The sequence below is a fragment of the Halorubrum sp. F4 genome (assembly GCF_027257195.1).
GTDB lineage: Archaea > Halobacteriota > Halobacteria > Halobacteriales > Haloferacaceae > Halorubrum.
The window spans coordinates 346,874-366,129 of sequence record NZ_JAPDFS010000001.1 but is presented as its reverse complement, the minus strand read 5'-3'; the positions used below and the strand labels follow the sequence as shown (position 1 = coordinate 366,129).

The following is a 19,256-nucleotide window of genomic DNA, read 5'->3' as shown; positions in this document are numbered from 1 at the left end:
GATCGCTTTATGCCGGGCGGCGAGTGCGACGCGTATGGGAACGCCGCTCGAAACGCGCGAGGCGCAGGTCGAGGAGGTCCTCGAGAGGCTCTACGAGGAGTATCCCGACTCCACCATCTCGTTGAACTACTCGAACCGGCTGGAGCTTCTGATCGCCGTGATCCTCTCGGCACAGTGTACCGACGAGCGCGTCAACGCGGTCTGTGCCGACCTCTTCGAGACCTATGAGACCCCCGAGGACTACGCGAGCGCGCCCCAGGAGGAACTGGCCGAGGCGATAAACTCGATCACCTACTACAACAACAAGGCGAAGTACATCCGCTCGGCGTGTGCGGACATCGCGGAGAAACACGACGGCGAGGTCCCCGACACCATGTCGGAACTCACCGACCTCGCGGGCGTGGGCCGCAAGACCGCCAACGTCGTCCTCCAGCACGGCCACGACGTCGTCGAGGGGATCGTCGTCGACACGCACGTCCAGCGGCTCACCCGCCGACTGGGGATCACGGAGGAGGAACGACCGGAGGCGATAGAGGAGGACCTCCTCGGGATCGTCCCGGAGGAGGACTGGCAACAGTTCACTCACCTCATGATCGATCACGGGCGGGCGACGTGTACCGCGATAAACCCGGACTGTGACGAGTGCGTGCTGGTCGACCTGTGTCCCTCCGCGAAACCCGACGCCGACGTCGACCTGGCGAGCGGCGAGGAGTGGTAGGCGGCGAGAGGTATCGGCGTTCGGTTATAAAGACCCCGCTCACCGGGGGAGTCGACGATTTCCTTCCCCGGATCGTGGAACCCGCTTCCCCTCTTATGTGTTCACCCGGCGTACTCGTAAGTGAGGAGAGACACAATGTCCACGAAAACTACCAACGAGTTCGGCGGAGAGTTCGGCGGCATCACGCTGTTGGGGAAGGCGCACTCGCTGTCGGCGCTGTTCATCGTCCTGCTCCGGGCGCTCATCGGCGGGATGATCCTGTTCGCGGGTCTCGGGAAGGCGACGGAGTGGCCGTTCGACGCGGCCGGATACCTCGCGAACGTCGATCCCGCGAGCCCGGTCAGCGGCCTCTACGCCGCGATGGCGTCGATGCCGGCGCTCATGGAGGTCGTCAACGTCGTCGTCCCGGTCACGCAGGTGCTCATCGGCGTCGCGCTCATCGCCGGGGCGTTCGTCCGGCTGGCCGCGCTCGGCGGGGCCATCCAGATGACGATGTTCTACCTCGGCGGCTGGGCGGGGGAGTTCCTCGCGCTGTTCGACTCGACGCTGATCTACGCGGCCGTGTTCCTCACGGTCGCCGCCTTCGGCGCGGGCCGGATCCTCGGCCTCGACGCCTACATCGAGCGGATCGAGGTCGGCGGGATGCCCCTCGTCGAGCGCTTCCCCGCGGCCCGCTACCTCCTCGGCTGAGCCGGAGAGGCGGCCGAACCGAACCCTCGGCCCGACTCGTTTTCACCGTTCGGAACACGTTTTCGACACACTGCGGTTCCGTCACGAGGCGATTTTCCATCCACTACGAGGCGATTTCCCCCATCCACTCCATATAAGAACGACCGGGCTAATTGCCTCGTAATGGAGCTCGGTTCGCGGGACGCGTTCACCCGGACGGGAACGCTCGGCATCGAGGAGGAGTTCTTCATCGTGGACGCTGACGGTCGCCTGACCTCCGGGACCGACGACCTGGTGTACGGCCGCGATCCGCCCGCGGCCGTCCCCGAGGGGTTCGACCACGAGCTGTTCAAGTGTACGATCGAGGCGCAGACGCCGCTCATCGAGGACCCGGGCCGGGCGGGCGACGCGCTCCGGTCGGTTCGGGAGGCGCTCGTCGAGCACGCCGCGGCGGACGGCTACCGGATCGCGGCTGCGGGATTACATCCGGCGGCGAAGTGGCGCGAGCTGGACCACGCGGAGAAACCGCGGTACCGCTCACAGCTCGATCGGATCCAGTACCCTCAACACCGGAACACGACGGCGGGTCTCCACGTCCACGTCGGCGTCGACGACGCGGACAAGGCGGTGTGGATCGCGAACCGCCTCCGCTGGTACTGTCCGATGATGCTCGCGCTGTCGGCGAACTCCCCGTTCTGGAACGGCTACGACACCGGGCTGGCGTCGGCGCGTGCGAAGATATTCGAGAACCTCCCGAACACGGGGATCCCCTCGGCGTTTGCCGATTTCGAGGCGTTCGACCGCTTCGAGCGTCGGATGGTCGAGCAGGGGTCGATCGATGACCGCGGCGAGCTCTGGTTCGACGTGCGCCCGCACACCGGCCACGGCACCGTCGAGGTCCGCGCGCCGGACGCTCAGCGCGACCCCGAGCGAACGCTCGCGTTCGTCGAGTTCGTCCACGCGCTCGTCGTCGACCTCGCGGAGCGATACGACGACGGCGGGTCCAAGGAGGTCGATCCGCCGCTCCGACGCGAACTGTTGGACGAGAACAAGTGGCGCGCGATCCGACACGGCCACGACGTGTCGTTCGTCACGCGCGACGGCGAGGATACGGTCTCGCTCGGCGAGGTCGTCGACGAGGAGTGCGACCGCTTGGGAGTGACCGGGATCCGGGACGTCTACGACGCCGAGAGCGGAACCGACCGTCAGCGGCGGATCCGCGAGACGGGCGGGCTCGACGCGCTGTGTTCGGACCTCGTGTTGGCGGAGTCCTGACCCCGTTCCGTCGGAACGAAAGCGACGAGAAACCCTTTTGGGCGCACGGAGCGAACCTTCGAGCATGACCACGGACGACGCCGACCGCGGAGACGACCTCGTCGACGACGGCGACGGCGACGACGGATCGCCCGCGGATCGGACCAAAGAGGAGCTCCGGAAGACGCGCGAACGACTCGGCGAGGGCGCGGACAAGGCCGTCAAGGGATTCGACGACAACGTCGTGGACCTGTTGGCGTGGCTGCTCGACACCGAGACGCGGGCGCGGATATACGTCTACCTCCGCGAGAACCCCCGGAGCACCAGCGACGAGGTGGCCGACGGGACCGGCCTCTACCCGAGCACCGTCCGGGAGGCGCTCGCGGAGCTCCACGACGAGGGGACCGTCTCGCGCGGGAAACGCGAGGCCGACGGCGCGGGCAACAACCCGTACGAGTACGAGGCGATCGCGCCGAGCGAGCTGGTCCGCGGCGTCGTCGGCGACGTCCAGGCCGAGCTCAACGCCGTCTTCAACCTCGACCGGCGACTGGGCGGAGAGTCGGGGGAGGGCGACGACGAGCCGGTTCAGATCTCCGTCGCCGGCGCGGACGAGGAGACCGACTCGTCCGGCGATGACGACGCTGACGGCGAGAACGCTGCCGACGACGGCGACACCGACCGCTGACCAGGGTGACCGAACGACGGCGACCGAACCGCCGCGGTCGGTTCGGGATGATTTAAGTCCCGCCCGCGCAACTCACGGACATGAACGTCGCGCTCGGCGGCACGTTCGACCCCGTCCACGACGGCCATCGGAAGCTGTTCGAACGGGCGTTCGAGCTAGGTGACGTGACCGTCGGCTTGACGTCCGACGAACTCGCCCCGAAGACCCGACACGTCGAGCGGTACGTCCGTCCCTACGAGGGTCGAAAGCGCGACCTGGAGGCCGAACTCGAACCTCTCGCGGCGGAGCACGGGCGCGACTTCACCGTCAGGGAACTCGAGGAGCCGACGGGGATCGCCGTCGAGCCGCAGTTCGACGCGCTGATCGTCTCGCCGGAGACGAAAGAGGGTGGAAAACGGATCAACGAGATCCGCGAGTCCCGCGGCCACGATCCCCTCGAGATCGTCGTCGTCGACCACGTTCCCGCCGACGACGGCGAGCGGATCTCCTCGACGCGCATCGTCGCCGGCGAGATCGACGAGCACGGGAACCTCACTCCCGACCGCGAGGGTCGGGGAGCGACGCGACCCGAATGACCCGAATGACGCGACTCACGCGGACGTTCGTCGGCGAGACGGGGTTCGAGCGCGCCGCCGCCTGGAGTGCGACCGGGTTCGCGCTCTCCCTACTCGCGGTCCACGTCCTCGCTTCCGCCGTATCGCTCGACCCGACGCCGGTCGCGGCCGCCTGCATGGCCGTCTCCGTGATCGGCGTCGCGAGCCTCGCCCGAGTCGGCGGCGGGCTCCTTCCGGGCGTTCTTCTTTCATATGGGCCGACCGCCGGAGTCCTCCTCGGCGTCCTCGGTCCCGAGATCCGTCTCGTCGCCGGCGGCGGGATCGCGATCGGCTCCGGGACCGCGAGAGCCGCCGCGACCGCCATCGCAGTCGCGGAACCGCTCGCGCTCGCCGTCGCCGGTGCGGTCGCGGTCGGCGGCGTCGGCTACGCCGTCGGTCGCGGACTAGTCGTCGTGGGTGGTCGGTAGGTCGAGACGGACGCGGGTTCCGAACCCGCGGACGACTGACGATCCGTCCGTGTTCGATCCGCATCGATCGCTCACGCCGTCTCTCAGACTCACGGCAATGCCGATAGCGCGTGTGACTCCACCGCAACGCGTCGATATCGGCGTTGGGTGGACGGCTTCGTCGATCCGCTGCCGGGCCGCCCCGGCGCCCGTGTCGATGACCGATCCCCTCATTCGTCGCCGGTGCTGCCGTCGACGCGGTCGACGTCGGTTCGGTCGACGTCGGCGACTCCATCTACGCCGAGCACCGCCCGCGTCAGGACGTCGACGCCGATCGGTAGGCTGTCCTCGTCGACGTCGAACGTCGGCGTGTGGTGGGCGGTCGGGTGGTCGGTGCCGACGATCAGGTACGTCGCGAGCCCGCCGTCCTCTTGGACGCGCTCCATCAGATACGCCGCGTCCTCGCTCGCGCCGAAGTCGGCGGTCGGCACCACCTCCGTGACGCCGTCGACGCCCGCCGCGACGGACGCGACGTGTTCGACGAGCGCGGGATCGCTGTCCGCCCGCGGCGACTCGCTGACCACGTCGAACTCGAGTTCACAGCCGTGCGACTCGGCCGCCCCGCGGAACGCCCGCTCGAGTCGGGACTTCGCGTACTCCTTCAGGGCCGTCGTCTCGCCGCGGGCTTCGGCCTCGACGCGTGCGCGGTCGGCGATCACGTTGCTCGCGCTGCCGGCCTCCGCGTATCCGACGTTTACGCGGGTCATCCCGTCGCCGTGTCTGGGGATCCCGTAGGCGTTCGAGATGGCGGTCCCGAGCGCCTGCATCGCGTTGTCGCCCTCCTCCGGGGATTTCCCCGCGTGCGCCGAGGTCCCCTCGAAGGACGCGTCGACGTGTGCCATCGCGAGCGGCCGTTCGATCCCGGCGACGACTCGGCCGGTCGGGTGGTCGAGGCCGACGTGGACCGCGAAGAGGTGGTCGATCCCCTCGATGAACCGGCTCTCGGCCATCGGGTGGCCGCCCCCGCTTATCTCCTCGGCGGGCTGGAAGAAGACGACGAACCGTCCCGAGAAGTCGCTCTCCTTCACCGCCTCGAGCGTCGCGAGTCCCCACGTCATATGGGCGTCGTGCCCGCACGCGTGCATGGTCCCGTCCGTATCCGACCGGAACCCCTCGCGAGCGGGCTCGTGGTCGTCGTCGGTCGATTCCTCGACGAACAGGCCGTCGATGTCGACCCGGAGGCCGACGGTCGGGCCCTCGCCGCGGTCGAGAACCGCCACGCAGCCGGTGACGCCGCCCGCCGTCGCCTCGAGCACGTCCTCGCGCGCGCCGCGTTCGCGAGCCCGCTCGACCCACTCGTCGTGAGCGCCATCGTCGAGGACGGCCATCCGGTCGTCGGGGTCGTACGCCTCCCGCCCGACGGCGAGCTCGTCGACGCCGATCCGCTCTATCTCCTCGACCAGCCGGCTCGTCGTGTAGTACTCGCGCCAGCCGGGCTCGGGATGTTCGTGGAAGCCCCGACGCAACTCGACGAGCCGCTCCGCGACCGGGCGTGTCATGTGGGCTCGTGACTCCCGGATCCACTTAAGCGTACACGATGATCGTGTACAAAGACTACAAGAACTACAAAAAAGGTAAGTAGCGTACCGTCGAACTCGGGGACGTCACCGCCGCCCGGCGGCGGATCCACCATGAGCGACCAGCCAGATATCGTCGTCCTCCGCGAGGGGACCGAGGGACTGTCGATGGGATCGTACGCCGAGACGCTTCGCGAGCGCCTGCCGGACCACGAGGTCGCGCTGGCACGGACGCCCGCCGAGGAGCGCGAGCTCGTGCCGCGGGCGCGGGTCGTCACCGGGATCACGGTCGAGGAGGCGCAGATCGCGGACGCAGACCGGCTGGAGCTGTTCGCGTGTACCTTCGCCGGCACCGACCACGTGCCCGTGGAGGCGCTCACGGACCGCGGCGTGGCCGTCACCAACGCCGGCGGGATCCACGCGCCGGGGATCGCGGAGCAGTCGATCGCCAACATGCTCGTGTTCGCCCGTCGGCTCCACGAGGGCTGGCGGCGCAAGTCGAACGCGGAGTGGCGGCACTTCCAGTCGTACGAGTTCGCGGACAGCACCGTCACCGTGATCGGCCTCGGCTCCATCGGCCAGCACGTCGTCGAGCGCCTCGAGGGGTTCGACGTGGAGACGATCGGCGTCCGGTACACCCCCTCGAAGGGCGGGCCGACCGACGAGGTGGTCGGCTTCGAGGAGGACGCGATCCACGACGCGCTCGCCCGCAGCGACTACGTCGTGGTCGCCTGTCCGCTCAACGACCTCACGCGCGGGCTGATCGGCGAGGCGGAGCTCGCGACGCTGCCGCCCCACGCCGTCGTCGTCAACGCCGCCCGCGGCGGGATCGTCGACACCGACGCGCTCGTCTCCGCGCTCCGCTCCAGCAAGATCCGCGGGGCCGCCCTCGACGTGACCGAGCCCGAGCCGCTCCCGGCTGACCACCCGCTCTGGGACCTCGAGAACTGCCTGATCACGCCCCACACCGGCGGCCATACACCGAAACACTGGGATCGGCTCGCCGACATCGTCGCCGACAACGTGATCGCCCTCGACGCCGAGGGTGACGCCGCCGACCTCCGGAACCTCGTGGCCGCACCGGGCGACGAGTAGCGGGAACGCCCCCGATCTCTATCCCTTCCGATTCGGTACGGCCCGGTGTAGCTCGAAGCGGCTGAAACGGCGTGATCCGATCTCCACTCTGACCGTCTCGCTACGCTCGTCGTTCTGCGGTCGGCACGCGCCCGCGAGCGCCCACCAAGACGCGAGCGGGCCGCACGGGGAACGTGGCTGGGGCTTCGGACGTGGCCACCGATCGTCACCGACATTCCGTGTTTCATGTCTTGAAGAGCCGACTCTGAGGAGCCATCTGTCTTTAATATCTCAGCATGCGTATAAGTGTCAGTGACTCACACATGGTAACGGATCGGTCAACCACCGGAGACGCCGTCGACGCCGTCGTCGAGGACTCGACGATGGATATAGAGGAGGAGCAGGCGACGGACGAGGAGATCGACGAAGCGACGACGGACGAGGGTCCGGCGACGATCGCCGACACGGGCACCGGGCTCGAGCCCAACGTCGCGGGCGCGCTGAGTTACCTGCTCGGGCCGATCACGGGCGTGCTGTTCTACGTCTTGGAGCCCGAGGACGCGTTCGTCCGGTTCCATGCCGTCCAGAGCACGCTGATATTCGGCGGGCTGTTCGTCGCCTCGATCGTGCTCTCGATCGTCCTCACCGTGCTCTCGTTCGTTCCCGGCGTCGGCTGGATCGCGGCCGCAGTGCTCGGGATCGGGAGTCTGCTCCTCACGCCCGTCGGGTTCCTCGCGTGGGCGTTCCTCCTGTACAAGGCGTACAGCGGGGAGGAGTACGCGGTGCCGCTCGTGGGCTCATACGCCCGGACGTACGCGGTCGTCGACGAGTGAACCTCGACCGCCGCCGCGACCGCCGCCGAGCGAGCCACTGACCGGTCGCGTCGTCCTTCAAGCCGTGAACAGCCGTCGCGGGAAGTCCGCGAGCGTCTCCGCGCCCGTCGAGGTGACCCGGAACGTCTCGCTGAGTTCGACGCCGAACTCGTCCTCCCACAGTCCAGGGATCATGTGGAAGGTCATTCCCTCCTCCATGACGGTCTCGTCGCCGGGGCGGATGCTGGCGGTGTGTTCGCCCCAGTCCGGCGGGTATCCGAGCCCCATGGAGTAGCCGATCCGGTCCTCCTTTTCGACGCCGTACTGCGCGATCGTCTCACGCCACTCCCGTTCGACGCGCTCACAGGTGACGCCCGGCTCGACGACGTCGAGCGCGGCCTCGATCCCCTCGACGACGACCTCTGCCGTCTCCTCGATCGGCTCCGGCGGGTCGCCGACGAACGTCGTCCGCGCGAGCGGCGAGTGGTACCGGTGGCGACATCCCGACAGCTCGATCAGGACGGGATCGCCCTCCTCGAACTCGCGGTCCGTCCAGGTGAGGTGTGGCGTCCCCGTGTGGTCGCCGGAGGGCATCAGCGGGACGATCGCGGGGTAATCGCCGCCGTACTCGTCGGTGCCACGGATCAGTCGGTCGTAGATAGCGGCGGCGGCCTCGTACTCGGGGACGCCCGCCTCGATGGCGTCGAGCCCCGCGAGCATCGCCTCCTCGGAGATCCGTGCGGCCTCCTCCATGTACTCGATCTCGCGGTCCGACTTGTGTATCCGGAGCCAGTTGACGAGCAGGTCGGCGTCGACGAACTCCGCGTCCGGGAGCTGCGACTGGAGGCGAGTGTACGACTTCGCCGTGAAGTAGGCGGCGTCCATCTCGAGGCCGATCCGGCCGTCCGCGACCTCGAGGTCCTCGAGGGCGTCCGCGAGGAAGTCCATCGGGTGGAGGTCGTACGGCGAGTGGACGTGGTCGTCGCTGTACGCCCGCATGTTCTCCTCCGCGAGCCACGTCGTGGCGCGCGCGCCGTTGCGGTCCATGTCGCGACCGATCCACACCGGTTCGGGATACTCGCGGGTGACGACGACGGCCTGGTGGACGTAGAAGGACCAGCCGTCGTAGCCCGCGAGGTAGTTCATGTTCGCCGGATCCGCGACGACGATCGCGTCGAGATCGCGCTCGGCGAGCCGCTCCTTGGTGCGTTCGACTCGCGATTCGTACTCCGACCGTGGGAAGACATTGCCTGGCATGGATCGGGCTCTATCCGAGGTCTCTCGCGTGGATGTAAAATATTTCGTGTATCAGAACTACGGAAACCGTTTATGACCGTCCCGATGGGCGTACCCCTCGGGGGAGGAATACTTATGCGAATCCGCTAGTCAGGAGATGCCATGACAGTGACTGTCGTTTCTACGGGTGGAACGATCGCCTCGACGCCGGACTCCGGCGGGGACGCGAGCCCGCAACTCACCGGCGAGGACCTCGTCTCCGCCGTTCCCGAACTGGCGGACGTCGCGGACGTCGACACGCGAGAGTTCTCCAACGTACCGAGCGCGCACTTCACCGTCGAGCAGATGGGAGAACTCGCGCGATCTCTGACCGAACTCGACGACGATGGGGACGTCGACGGGATCGTCGTCACGCAAGGGACGGACGTGCTCGAGGAGTCGTCGTACTTCGTCGACCTCTGTTATCGCGGCGAGACGCCGGTCGTCTTTACGGGAGCGATGCGGAACCCCTCGCTTCCGAGCCCGGACGGGCCCGCCAACCTCCTCGCGAGCGTGAAAACGACGACGAGCGAACACGCGACCGGACGCGTTCTCGTCGCCTTCAACGACCGCATTCACGCGGCTCGAGAGGTGACGAAGACGAACTCGATGAACCTCGATACGTTCAGGTCTCCGGAGTTCGGCCCGCTCGGAGTCATCGACGAATCGCGCGTCACGTGGCGTCGGACGCCCGAGTCGCCCGACCCGGCGCTCACGGTGGAGTACGACGACCTCACGAACGACGTGTACGCGGCCTTCGTGACCGCGGACATGCCGCCCGAGCAGCTCGCTCCCGCTCGCGAAAGCGACGCGCTCTGTCTCGCGACGACGGGTGCCGGCCACGTCCCTCCGAAGCTCGTCCCCGAGTTGCGGTCCGTCGCCGAGAGCGGCGTCCCGATCGTCGCGACCACGCGATGCCCCGAGGGCCGTCTGGCCCGGGACACCTACGGCTTTCGTGGAAGCGAGAAGAGCCTCCAGGAGATCGGATGCTACTACAGCGACCTGAACCTTCAGAAGACGCGCGTCCGGACGATCGTCGGTCTCGCGGCAGGGCGTCTCGACGACGTCTTCGAACGTCCCGAAGCGTGAGGGGGCGGATCGAACGCTGCACTCGTCCGAGATCGCTATAGAGGGCAACTGAAACGAATCAGATGCTCTGATTCGTTTATCTCTTATTTCAAGTGTATCTGACAAAACAGCCGATCGATGAGGAGTGCTTGTAGGACGGATGATTTGAGGGAGAGTGGATCGTTGGTGGCGCGGTGATGCTTCCAAAGCCCCAGTCGCGAGGACGACGCCCGGCGACGCAAGGACCGCAGGAGCGAACGCAGTGAGCGACGAGGACCACAGCGAGTCGGGCGTCGTCCTCGCGACTGCCCCTTTGAGTCCCACCCCGGACCGCACAGCGCCGCACCTCACGCCTCCCCAGCCTCGCGGCTCGTTTCACTCGCCGCATCCCTCGCGGACTCCTCGCGCCCTCCCGGGCGCTTGGAGGCGCGCCACCGCACTAACAGTGATCGTTGCTTAGGCTGTACTGACCGATCTCCAAGTCACAGGACAGTGAACCGGCCAGTACAGCTTGGTCCAAAACTTCCCCACACAGACGCCAAGAGCTTACCGTTGAGTTACTGCTGCTATCAGCCAAATCAATGCCGCGGCAGCATATCCAAGTGTAACTATCGTCGCAAGTTCGAACGCATCTACTCGGCCACTGAGCAGCCCTGCTATTTCGATGTACGGTGTCAGGAAGCCCACCCCAGCTGCGAGTGTCCCACCGCCGATAAGAATCGCGTACAGCTGAGTGTTCGTACTATCTGCCGGATCCAACCGCATGAGAGTGGTAGTGACGAGAGCCCCGGCATGGAAAAGCAGTAGACCACGGAAGAGCATCCAAACAATCCCGTAGAGAGGATTCCACTCGGTAGCTGTCCAATCAACACCAGTTCGAAGCAGGTACTCGTCGCCGTCATACACAATGACAGTATATAACGACGCATTATCGAGAGACTTGCCGTATGTGAACTCAGAAGGGAGGTTCTTGTGGTAGTACGTGTCACAAACAAGGACGTGGTCCGTACACAGTTTCGGCGTATATGTCGCCGATTCAGCGGTTCGCGTCCGGTCAAACAGTTCCTGCGCTATCGGGGACAATTCCTCGTATCGGTATGTAATATGCTCAAGATCGTCGGGATGTTCGAATTCGATCTCGCTGGCAACGTTATCCCCCGGCCCTGCCTCAATCTCATGTTCGTAGTTCACCGAGTCACTGAGGATGTATCCGGGAGCAAGCACCCCAGAATAAAATACAAGAGCCCCAAGCAGGAGAGCAACAACGACTGCAGCAACCATTAGCCCGGTGTTGCTCCATCGGTTGGACATACTCTCGGGTAGGTGATACGTTATGTATGTTTTGTGGTTGGTAAATGAACGAGTATGCTGTGGAGTCTGCCAAACGTAGCACACTGCCTGTGGTTCAGACGTGTTCCGTATGGGAAGGGAATTTCAGTCGCTCACGAATAGAATGAACCGGTCTCAGTGCTGTATTCTCTCTATATTTAGCACGGATAACCTACCAGTTTGCGGATAACTCAAGACCACCTGCGCTAAGTGGTTCACCTGTCGTGAGCATACGCCGAGCACGGCGAGGCGTTTCACCGACGGAGCCGTCGGAGACGGCGGAGTCGGCTTTTTCCCTCCAGGGTTTTCGAGGAGTGGTTCCCGACGCGAACACAGTGAGCGAGGGAACCCGACGTTCACGAGAGCGGAGCTCTCGTGCAGCCCATCAGAAATCTCCGATTTCTGAGGACTATGAAAAAGGTGGAAGCGAAAAGGTGGGATCGAATAGCGGATGGATCCCTACCCGTCGAGCGACCGAACGGCCGCGATCGCCTCGTCGACGGGGGGCGCGTCGAACCACTCGCTCCCGGTGTAGGCGTTCGCGCCGGCGGCGTACATCGCCGAGATCGTTTCGAGGACGTCCTCGGGCAGGTCGATCGGCTCCTCGTCGCAGAGCTCTCGCCAGTCGGCGGTGTCGCGGTCGGCGACCACTGACTTCGCCTCGCCGACCGCCTCGACCCAGCCGGGATCGGCGCGTTTGTACCACTGGCGGACGACCTCCTTCGAGACCTGCTGGCCGTCGTAGGAGAACCGGTTCTCGTCGAAGGTACCGACCACGTCGGCGACGCGGAGCTCGCCGTCGACGTAGAGACACTCGATCTTGCCGTCCTCGTGGACGAACCCGGCCGCCTCGGCGCGGTCGGTGACGACCCGGTTCACGTCGCGGGCGAGGTCGGCGAGCGCGTCGACGTCGGCGCGGCCGGCGATCCGGTCGGCCTCCTCGCGGGAGAGATACCGGTCCTGCTCCTCGTACTTCGTCGAGAACTCCACGACCGGCTCGGGGAGGTCGACCGACTCGGCCGGCCACTCCTCGAAGGGGAGATCGAAGTCCGACGGGTCGCGTCGGCGACGAAGGCTGGATCCCACGGGGACCGTGTTCCGGAAGACCACCTCCAGGGGAACGAGGTAGTTCCCCCCGCCCTCCTCGTGGAACGCGTCGTAGTCGTATCCCGACTCGGGGCCCCGATACGGGAGGTCGGGGACCTGGGTCAACTCGATCGCCATCTCCGTCGGCGGCGCGTCGGCCTCCGCGAGGGGAACGACCGCGTCCTCGGGGTCGGCACCCGACTCGATCGCGACGGGATCGACGACGCCGCGGTAGTGCGTGGCGATCCCGGCGTCGGCCAGCCGCTCGAAGTTGAACGCGCCCATCACACAGAGGCTTGCGCCCTTCCGCGGGATCGCGTCGGGCATCCGCCCCCAGTCGAACACGGAATAGGCGTCGGTGAACGCGAACCGGCCGCGGCCGAGTTCGGCGGCGGTCGCGGGCTCGACGACGCGGAACTCCTTGACGCTCATCATACCGGATCCGCGACCGCCTCCCAAATGAATCTTTCAGTTACGTGGTCACCTCGGTGGCTCGTCGACCGTATCGATCCAGATATGTGGATCGTACTCGGGAGCCGTCTCGGAGGAGGACCGACCGTCGGCATCGAAAGGCCCTCACGCTTCCCAGTCGCAGGAGGGAGTATGAACGAGACGCGTGAAGGGGACGGGGAGACGCGCGAAGGGGACGAGGGGACGCGCGGAACGGGCGAGGTCGTCGTCCTTCGGTACGGCCACCGACCCGGACGGGACGATCGCATGACGACGCACGTGGGACTGACCGCGCGGGCGCTCGGTGCGGACCGAGTGATCCTGCCGGACAACGCCGGTCAGTCCGCCGAGACGGTTCGGGGGGTTACGGACCGGTTCGGCGGCCCGTTCGGCGTCGAGCTCCGGGAGGACCAGAAGGCGATCGTGAGGAACTGGGAGGGCGTCGTCGTCCACCTCACCATGTACGGCGAGCGGATCCAGAACGTCGAAGGGGAGATCCGTGCGGCGGTCCGCGCCGACGACGGGAGGGCCGTCGGTGACGGCGACGATGCGCAGGATCTCCTCATCGTCGTCGGCGGCGAGAAGGTCCCGTGGGCGCTCTACGAGCGGGCCGATTTCAACGTGGGCGTGACGAACCAGCCGCACTCGGAGGTCGCCGGCCTCGCCGTCTTCCTGGACCGGCTCTTCGAGGGCGCGGAACTCGAACGCGAGTGGGTCGACGCCGACCGCCGCGTGGTGCCGGAGGCGACCGGAAAGACGGTCGTCGACGCGGACGGTCGCGGACGTGGCGGCACCGACCCCGCCGCCGGCGGTGCGGAGTCGACGTAGCCGCGAAGGCTCCCCGATTACCCTCCCGTCCCGTCCTCCCGCCGCTCGTGGTTCCTCACCATCTCCGGGGTTCCGCTCAACAGTCCGCGCATGTTCGACATCGGCTCGCCGACCTCGATCCCGTGTTCCGTGATCCGGAACTCGCGGATCGTCCGCTCGAAGTCGCTGGTTCGCTTCTTCAACACGCCGATCGCCTTCCGCATCTCCCCGTGTATCTCCAGATGCCGCAGAAAGACGATGTTGTCCGCGAGGTAGCTGATGTTCTCCATCGTCGCGCGGAACTCGCCGATGACGTTCCGGGTCTCGTCGACGAAGATCGCCGTGACTCCCATGTTCTTGAGATAGCGCCCCAGCGCGTGCATCTGCTGAAGCATCGCGTTCTCCTCCCCGCGGAGGGTGAGACGATATCCCGCGATCCCGTCGACCATCACGATGTCGGCGTCTCGCTCTTCGACCTCCTCACGAACCATCCGGGCGAACTCCTGGGGCGACCGTTCCAAGGCCTCCACCTCGTTCACCTGGAGCGTTCCCCGCTCGATCATTCGGTCGACCGGAATGTCCACCGCCCGCGACCGGGTGAGAAACGTCTCCTTCGTCTCCTCGAAGAGGTAGATGACCGACCGCTCCCCGCGGGCGGCGGCCTCCTTCATGAACTGCGTGGACAGCGTCGTCTTGCCGACGCCGGTGGGGCCGCTGACGATGCTCACGGTCCCGCGTTCGAGCCCGCCTGCGAGCAGCTCGTCGACCTCGGGGATCCCGGAAGATATCGTCTCGAGGCCGTACTCGGCGACGTGCTCGCCCGGCTGGAGGGCGGGATAGACCTCGATCCCGCCGTCGGTGATCCGGTAGGCGTGATCGCCGCTCTGCGTCGAGGACCCGCGAAACTTCGGCACGCGGATCGACTTCCCGTGCGCGTCGGTTCCCAACACGATCGTCCCGTCCGTGATGAACTCCAGGTCGTCGGTCGGCATCGAAGACGTGTCCTGGACGGTGAACAACACCGTGGCGTTCCGCTCCTTGAGAAATCGCATGAATCCGACGACCTGTTTGCGGAACTGGTAGTCGTCGTCGGTCAGGAACCGCAGCTGCGTCAGGGGGTCGACGACGACGCGGTCCGGGTCGACCGTCGTGACGCCCTCGACGATCCGCTCCGTGAGCGTCTCCCGTTCGACCTCCGACGGAGCGAACACTTCGTAGGACTGGTCCTCGGTGAAGACGTCCGCGCTCGGGCTCAGATCGAGGAAGTCGATCGCGTCGGTGTCGAACCCGAGGGCCGCGGCGTTCGTCTTCAGGTCGTCGAGGTCCTCCTCGAGGTTGACGAAGAGGGCCGTCTCTCCCCGTTCGACGCCCTCGGCGAGGAAGTGAAAGCCGAGGATCGTCTTTCCGCTTCCCGCCCGCCCGCTGATCATGTAACTCCGCTCCGGAACGAGCCCGCCGGCGAGGATCTCGTCGAGGCCATCGACTCCGGTCGAGAGTCGCTCGGGCAGTGGTGATGGCATTCTCTGGATCCTTGGACGGGTGGTACCATAAAGGGATAATGCTTAGTGCACGTGGACGCTCCTCTTATGGGAAATGGTCCCGGGTTTCGAGGACGCCGAGGCGGGGGCGAGCCGCGACCCCTCGGGACCCGAGGACGCGTCCAGCCTGCTGTTGTTCATGCGGCCGGGTCGGGACCGCGAGCTGCTGGCCGAAGCGCTGTCCGACCGATACCGGATCGAGACGGCGACGGACGTCGAGGCTCTCGATTCGGTCTACGACTGCTGTGTCCTCGACGTGGACGGGTTCGAGCGAGCGGCGGACGCGATCGAACCGAGACGGAAGCGGTCGGACCCGGTCTTCCTCCCGTTCGTCCTGTTGATCCCCGAGGGGACGAACGAGCGGTCCGTGAAGAACGCGTGGCCACGCGTCGACGACGTCATCGACCTCCCGGTGAGACGCGCCGAACTGGCTACCCGGATCGCGAACCTGGTCGAACGGCGGGAGACCTCCCTGCGGCTCGCGGAGCGCGAGCGACGGCTCGAGGAGGCCGTCGAGGATCTCGAGCTGAAGGAGCGAGCGATGGACGAGTCGCCGGTCGGAATCACGCTCGCCGAGCCGGGATCGGGGAACAACCCGTTGGTCTACGTGAACGCCGAGTTCGAGCGGCTGACCGGATACGGATCGGAGATGCTCGGCGAGGACTGTCGGTTCCTCCAAGGCGAGGAAACGGACGAGGAGACGAGAGCGACGATCCGGGAGGCGATAGACGCCGAGGAGCCGGTCTCCGTGGACGTGCTGAACTACCGAGCGAACGGCCGGAAGTTCTGGAACCGACTCACCGTCGCGCCGATCCGCGACGAGGCCGGGACCGTCACGAACTACGTCGGGTTCCAGACGGACATCACCGACCGGAAGATCCGCGAGCGGAGGCTGGAGGTGATGAACCGCGTCCTCAACCACAACCTCCGAAACAAGATGAACCTCATCGGCGGGTACACGGAGCTCCTACGCGAGGACCTCGGCGAGGAGCATCGGAAGCCGCTCGAGGTGATAGCGGAGACGACCGACGACCTCATGGGGATCGCGGAGGCGGTACGGAAGATCGATCACACGCTGTCGTCGACCGACCCCTCGGGACCCCCGATCGCGTTACGTGATCGGCTCTCGGAACTCGTGAACGCGCTCGAGGGACAGTATCCGAACGCGAGGATCGATCTGTCCGTTCCCGCGGACGACCCGCTCGAGGTGAGCATCGCGGGGCTGTTGACCGCGGTCGAGGAGGGTATCGAGAACGCGATCAAACACAACGACGATCCGAACCCCTCGGTCACGATCCGGGTCGACCGCCCGGATCCACAGTGGATCGCGATCGAGATCGAGGACGACGGCCCCGGGATCCCGGACCACGAGACGCACGTGCTCAAGGGCGGTGAGACCTCGCTGAGACACGCCGACCGGCTGGGGATCTGGCTGATGTACTGGGTCGTGAGCAGGGCGGGCGGCGACTTCTCCGTGTCCACCGGCGAGGGGCGCGGAACGACCCTTCGGTTGTCCGTTCCGGCGGAGCGGTGAGAGCGGTGCGTCGCCGCCGGCCTCGGGACTCGGCTACAGCGCCCGTTTCGATCGTAGCCTGGCGAGCCGGATCCGCGCCTCCTGCCGGCTCGTCCCCCGCACTCGACTCGTCTCGTCGTCCGCCATCGAGACGAGCGAGAGCCGGTCCAAGAGCGGCGGCCAGTCGGCCGCGCCGGCGGCGTCCCCGGCGAAGCCGACCGCGTTCGCGAGTCCGTCGCGTTCCGCCTCGCCGACCCGAGCCACCGCGGCGTCGGCGGCTCGGCGTCGACCGGCGACGAACAGGCGGTCGCCGACGACCGCCGGGATCCACGCCGGGAGCGCGACCAGCCAGACGAGCAGGCCGGCGGCGGCGTACGCGGGTGCCGGGATCCGCTCGCGGTCCGGCTCGTATCCGTGGATCCGGTTGACTCGACGGTCGGCCGGGCCGCGGTCGGACCGACGACCGACGAGCAGCGTCGCGAGCAGCGTCACCCACTCGACGACGACGAGGCCGGGCAAGGTCGCGGTCGTGAACGCGGCCTCCCGCGTGCGCAGCCGGACCATCGCGTGACGCAACGCGGCGTCGCGGTCCGCCGCCGGCAACGAGAGGAGCCGCGTGGAGACGACGAGCCGCGGCCCCCGGTAGCCGTCGGCGACGGCGACGTTGGCCGCCTCCGCTCGGACGGCCGTGACCGGCGGGGGCTCGACGCCGACCGCCTCCGCGATCGCGTCGACGCGTGACTCGATGAACGCCGCGGGGCGGTCGTCGAGGTCGGCCGCGGGGAGCCGCTCGATCCGCCGATCGACGAGGATCGGTCCGAGCGCGATCGAGGTCGCGAGCCCGAAGACGACGGACGCGACGACGCCGATGACGGTTCCGTTCCCCACTCCGGCGATGTCGGGTCCGACGGCGAGTCCGACGACGGCGTCGAGAAGCCACGCGAGGGGCACGATCGGGACCGCCGCGGTGACGATCGGGACCGCCGCGAGCGCGAGCGCGCCGACGACCGCGTACGCCCGCTCGCTCATCGCTGATCCCCGCTCGATCGGACCGGAACTCATACGCGGAACCCGTGAGCCGGGGGGCGTATAGCTCTGCCGGAGCCGGAGTACGTCCGGGAACGGGGGCGTGGTCCCTTTCGGAGCTTTTAACCCCGATCCACCGCCATATCACGGTAATGGCTTTTGAGGACCTGTTGAACGACCCCGTCATCCAGAAGTACCTCCACGAGCTCGTGGGGCCGACGGGGATGCCGGTCGCGGCCGCGCCCCCGGACGGCGAGGTGACCGACGAGGAGTTGGCCGAGGAGCTCGGACTGGAGCTCAACGACGTCCGTCGCGCGCTGTTCATCCTCTACGAGAACGACCTCGCCACCTATCGGCGGGTCCGCGACGAGGACTCGGGCTGGCTCACGTACCTCTGGACGTTCCACTACGACAACATTCCGGAGAACCTCCAGGAGGAGATGTACCGGCTCCTCGACGCGTTGGACGACCGGGAGGAGTACGAGCGCACCCACGAGTTCTACCTCTGTGAGGTGTGTTCGCTCCGCTTCGAGTTCGGCGAGGCGATGGACTTCGGCTTCGAGTGTCCCGAGTGCGGCTCGCCGCTCGACGCGATGGAGAACGACCGGCTCCAGGAGGCGCTGTCGATGCGCCTCGAGGAGCTTCGAGACGAGCTCAACGCGGACGTGACCGGCTGATGGTCGTCCTCGCGACCAAGTGCTACGTCGAGGGCGACGCCCGCGACCGCGCGCTCGACGGGATGAACTCGCTCGTCGGCAACGACGTGGGCGAGCTCGCGGTCGAGTGGACCGTCGGCGTCCGCGACGACGACTTCGTCCAGGTCGACGTGACCGGCGACGACGCCACCGTCGCCCGCAACGTCCTCGCGGAGACGTGGGGAGCGATCGTCGCCCATGACGAGGGGTTCGTCTCCGGCGAGACGTACGTCGGCACCCTCGAGTCGTGGGACGCCGAGGGCTTCGTCCTCGACGCGGGCGAGGAGGTCCACGTTCCCGCCGACGAGCTGGGTCTCGGCGTCGGCGCGCCCGAACAGGTCGTCGAGCGGTTCGGTCTCGTCCAGCATCTCCCGATGACGTTCGTCTACGGCGGCGATCTCGGCGAGCCGGACGCCGACCCACACCGGCTCGCCGACGCCGAGCGGGACCGCCTCTACGACTGGCAGCGGGGACCGGGTCGGCTGAACGTCAACTCCGCGACGCGTGGAGAGGTACGCGCGACGGTGAATCGCGCGGGTCACGCACAGGACATCGTCACCGTCGAGCGGCTGGGGCTGCTGGAACAGAGCGTCGTCTGTGCCGAGGGAACCGACCCGCCGGGGCTGCTGGCCGCGATCGGCTCGTATCTCCCGGCGGAGATGCGCTGTGTCGTCTGAGGT

The 19,256-nt window shown here is 67.0% G+C and carries 19 protein-coding genes; 13 read left to right on the top strand and 6 right to left on the bottom strand.

All coding sequences use genetic code 11. The features are described 5' to 3' along the window. The first annotated feature begins 34 nt into the window (after positions 1-34). The 6 genes from nth to OKW78_RS01815 all read left to right on the top strand — a co-directional run bounded on the left by nth (position 35) and on the right by OKW78_RS01815 (position 4,347). On the top strand, positions 35-718 hold the full coding sequence (gene nth, locus OKW78_RS01840; RefSeq protein WP_281193637.1) for an endonuclease III: 684 nt from the start codon (positions 35-37) through the stop codon (positions 716-718). A 135-nt stretch (positions 719-853) separates the two neighbouring features. Further along, entirely contained in the window at positions 854-1,408 is a 555-nt protein-coding gene (locus OKW78_RS01835; RefSeq protein WP_281193636.1) for a DoxX family membrane protein, read from the top strand. A gap of 162 nt (positions 1,409-1,570) precedes the next feature. Further along, positions 1,571-2,662 carry a glutamate--cysteine ligase gene (locus OKW78_RS01830; RefSeq protein ID WP_281193635.1) on the top strand — a complete coding sequence of 364 codons (1,092 nt, stop codon included), beginning with the start codon at positions 1,571-1,573 and terminating at the stop codon, positions 2,660-2,662. Between the two features lie 64 nt (positions 2,663-2,726). Next, a complete protein-coding gene (locus tag OKW78_RS01825; RefSeq protein WP_281193634.1) occupies positions 2,727-3,326 on the top strand; it encodes a winged helix-turn-helix domain-containing protein in 600 nt (199 codons plus the stop codon). Positions 3,327-3,406: 80 nt separating this feature from the next. Continuing rightward, the gene (locus tag OKW78_RS01820) at positions 3,407-3,901 is read left to right on the top strand and encodes a phosphopantetheine adenylyltransferase (RefSeq protein WP_281193633.1); all 495 of its coding nucleotides are present in this window, start codon (positions 3,407-3,409) and stop codon (positions 3,899-3,901) included. A 5-nt stretch (positions 3,902-3,906) separates the two neighbouring features. After that, the gene (locus OKW78_RS01815; protein ID WP_281193632.1) at positions 3,907-4,347 is read left to right on the top strand and encodes a hypothetical protein; all 441 of its coding nucleotides are present in this window, start codon (positions 3,907-3,909) and stop codon (positions 4,345-4,347) included. A 209-nt stretch (positions 4,348-4,556) separates the two neighbouring features. Here OKW78_RS01815 and OKW78_RS01810 read toward each other — a convergent pair whose 3' ends face one another. After that, a complete protein-coding gene (locus OKW78_RS01810) occupies positions 4,557-5,885 on the bottom strand; it encodes an amidohydrolase (RefSeq protein WP_281193631.1) in 1,329 nt (442 codons plus the stop codon). A gap of 132 nt (positions 5,886-6,017) precedes the next feature. Between OKW78_RS01810 and OKW78_RS01805 the strand changes: the two genes are divergently transcribed. Further along, entirely contained in the window at positions 6,018-6,998 is a 981-nt protein-coding gene (locus OKW78_RS01805) for a D-isomer specific 2-hydroxyacid dehydrogenase family protein (RefSeq protein ID WP_281193630.1), read from the top strand. 302 nt (positions 6,999-7,300) lie between these two features. Continuing rightward, entirely contained in the window at positions 7,301-7,810 is a 510-nt protein-coding gene (locus tag OKW78_RS01800; RefSeq protein ID WP_281193629.1) for a DUF4870 domain-containing protein, read from the top strand. 57 nt (positions 7,811-7,867) lie between these two features. Here the strand turns inward: OKW78_RS01800 and OKW78_RS01795 are convergent, their stop codons facing one another. Then, positions 7,868-9,046, bottom strand: a complete 1,179-nt coding sequence (locus OKW78_RS01795; protein ID WP_281193628.1) for a M24 family metallopeptidase — start codon at positions 9,044-9,046, stop codon at positions 7,868-7,870. Between the two features lie 141 nt (positions 9,047-9,187). Between OKW78_RS01795 and OKW78_RS01790 the strand changes: the two genes are divergently transcribed. Continuing rightward, positions 9,188-10,153 carry an asparaginase gene (locus OKW78_RS01790; protein ID WP_281193627.1) on the top strand — a complete coding sequence of 322 codons (966 nt, stop codon included), beginning with the start codon at positions 9,188-9,190 and terminating at the stop codon, positions 10,151-10,153. A gap of 525 nt (positions 10,154-10,678) precedes the next feature. Here OKW78_RS01790 and OKW78_RS01785 read toward each other — a convergent pair. Continuing rightward, positions 10,679-11,413 (bottom strand): hypothetical protein, encoded by a 735-nt coding sequence (locus OKW78_RS01785; protein ID WP_281193626.1) that lies wholly within the window; start codon positions 11,411-11,413, stop codon positions 10,679-10,681. Between the two features lie 507 nt (positions 11,414-11,920). Continuing rightward, positions 11,921-12,982 carry a phosphoribosylaminoimidazolesuccinocarboxamide synthase gene (locus OKW78_RS01780; protein ID WP_281193625.1) on the bottom strand — a complete coding sequence of 354 codons (1,062 nt, stop codon included), beginning with the start codon at positions 12,980-12,982 and terminating at the stop codon, positions 11,921-11,923. Positions 12,983-13,150: 168 nt separating this feature from the next. On the opposite strand from OKW78_RS01780, the gene OKW78_RS01775 reads away from it, so the two are divergent. Continuing rightward, on the top strand, positions 13,151-13,825 hold the full coding sequence (locus OKW78_RS01775; RefSeq protein WP_281193624.1) for a tRNA (cytidine(56)-2'-O)-methyltransferase: 675 nt from the start codon (positions 13,151-13,153) through the stop codon (positions 13,823-13,825). Between the two features lie 17 nt (positions 13,826-13,842). Here the strand turns inward: OKW78_RS01775 and OKW78_RS01770 are convergent, their stop codons facing one another. Continuing rightward, positions 13,843-15,324: an ATPase domain-containing protein gene (locus OKW78_RS01770; protein WP_281193623.1), complete on the bottom strand. Its 1,482-nt coding sequence runs from the start codon at positions 15,322-15,324 to the stop codon at positions 13,843-13,845. Positions 15,325-15,397: 73 nt separating this feature from the next. Between OKW78_RS01770 and OKW78_RS01765 the strand changes: the two genes are divergently transcribed. Next, the gene (locus OKW78_RS01765; RefSeq protein WP_281193622.1) at positions 15,398-16,876 is read left to right on the top strand and encodes a PAS domain-containing protein; all 1,479 of its coding nucleotides are present in this window, start codon (positions 15,398-15,400) and stop codon (positions 16,874-16,876) included. 33 nt (positions 16,877-16,909) lie between these two features. Here OKW78_RS01765 and OKW78_RS01760 read toward each other — a convergent pair whose 3' ends face one another. Continuing rightward, positions 16,910-17,917, bottom strand: coding sequence for a hypothetical protein (locus OKW78_RS01760; protein WP_281193620.1), 1,008 nt, complete (start codon positions 17,915-17,917; stop codon positions 16,910-16,912). 116 nt (positions 17,918-18,033) lie between these two features. Here OKW78_RS01760 and OKW78_RS01755 point away from each other — a divergent pair, with 116 nt between their 5' ends. After that, positions 18,034-18,558 carry a transcription factor gene (locus OKW78_RS01755; protein ID WP_122105823.1) on the top strand — a complete coding sequence of 175 codons (525 nt, stop codon included), beginning with the start codon at positions 18,034-18,036 and terminating at the stop codon, positions 18,556-18,558. After that, complete coding sequence (locus tag OKW78_RS01750; protein ID WP_281193618.1) at positions 18,558-19,253, top strand: DUF2110 family protein; 696 nt, start codon at positions 18,558-18,560, stop codon at positions 19,251-19,253. The genes OKW78_RS01755 and OKW78_RS01750 overlap by 1 nt, the downstream gene beginning before the upstream one ends. The last annotated feature ends 3 nt before the right edge of the window (positions 19,254-19,256 follow it).

Coding starts and splice junctions, on each gene's coding strand:
- OKW78_RS01835 (WP_281193636.1), top strand. CDS start 854: ATGTCCACGAAAACTACCAACGAGTTCGGCGGAGAGTTCGGCGGCATC.
- OKW78_RS01790 (WP_281193627.1), top strand. CDS start 9,188: ATGACAGTGACTGTCGTTTCTACGGGTGGAACGATCGCCTCGACGCCG.
- OKW78_RS01785 (WP_281193626.1), bottom strand. CDS start 11,413: ATGGTTGCTGCAGTCGTTGTTGCTCTCCTGCTTGGGGCTCTTGTATTT.
- OKW78_RS01800 (WP_281193629.1), top strand. CDS start 7,301: ATGGTAACGGATCGGTCAACCACCGGAGACGCCGTCGACGCCGTCGTC.
- OKW78_RS01775 (WP_281193624.1), top strand. CDS start 13,151: ATGAACGAGACGCGTGAAGGGGACGGGGAGACGCGCGAAGGGGACGAG.
- OKW78_RS01795 (WP_281193628.1), bottom strand. CDS start 9,046: ATGCCAGGCAATGTCTTCCCACGGTCGGAGTACGAATCGCGAGTCGAA.
- OKW78_RS01820 (WP_281193633.1), top strand. CDS start 3,407: ATGAACGTCGCGCTCGGCGGCACGTTCGACCCCGTCCACGACGGCCAT.
- OKW78_RS01810 (WP_281193631.1), bottom strand. CDS start 5,885: ATGACACGCCCGGTCGCGGAGCGGCTCGTCGAGTTGCGTCGGGGCTTC.
- OKW78_RS01760 (WP_281193620.1), bottom strand. CDS start 17,917: ATGAGTTCCGGTCCGATCGAGCGGGGATCAGCGATGAGCGAGCGGGCG.
- OKW78_RS01755 (WP_122105823.1), top strand. CDS start 18,034: ATGGCTTTTGAGGACCTGTTGAACGACCCCGTCATCCAGAAGTACCTC.
- OKW78_RS01825 (WP_281193634.1), top strand. CDS start 2,727: ATGACCACGGACGACGCCGACCGCGGAGACGACCTCGTCGACGACGGC.
- OKW78_RS01750 (WP_281193618.1), top strand. CDS start 18,558: ATGGTCGTCCTCGCGACCAAGTGCTACGTCGAGGGCGACGCCCGCGAC.
- OKW78_RS01780 (WP_281193625.1), bottom strand. CDS start 12,982: ATGATGAGCGTCAAGGAGTTCCGCGTCGTCGAGCCCGCGACCGCCGCC.
- OKW78_RS01830 (WP_281193635.1), top strand. CDS start 1,571: ATGGAGCTCGGTTCGCGGGACGCGTTCACCCGGACGGGAACGCTCGGC.
- OKW78_RS01805 (WP_281193630.1), top strand. CDS start 6,018: ATGAGCGACCAGCCAGATATCGTCGTCCTCCGCGAGGGGACCGAGGGA.
- OKW78_RS01770 (WP_281193623.1), bottom strand. CDS start 15,324: ATGCCATCACCACTGCCCGAGCGACTCTCGACCGGAGTCGATGGCCTC.
- nth (WP_281193637.1), top strand. CDS start 35: ATGGGAACGCCGCTCGAAACGCGCGAGGCGCAGGTCGAGGAGGTCCTC.
- OKW78_RS01815 (WP_281193632.1), top strand. CDS start 3,907: ATGACGCGACTCACGCGGACGTTCGTCGGCGAGACGGGGTTCGAGCGC.
- OKW78_RS01765 (WP_281193622.1), top strand. CDS start 15,398: ATGGTCCCGGGTTTCGAGGACGCCGAGGCGGGGGCGAGCCGCGACCCC.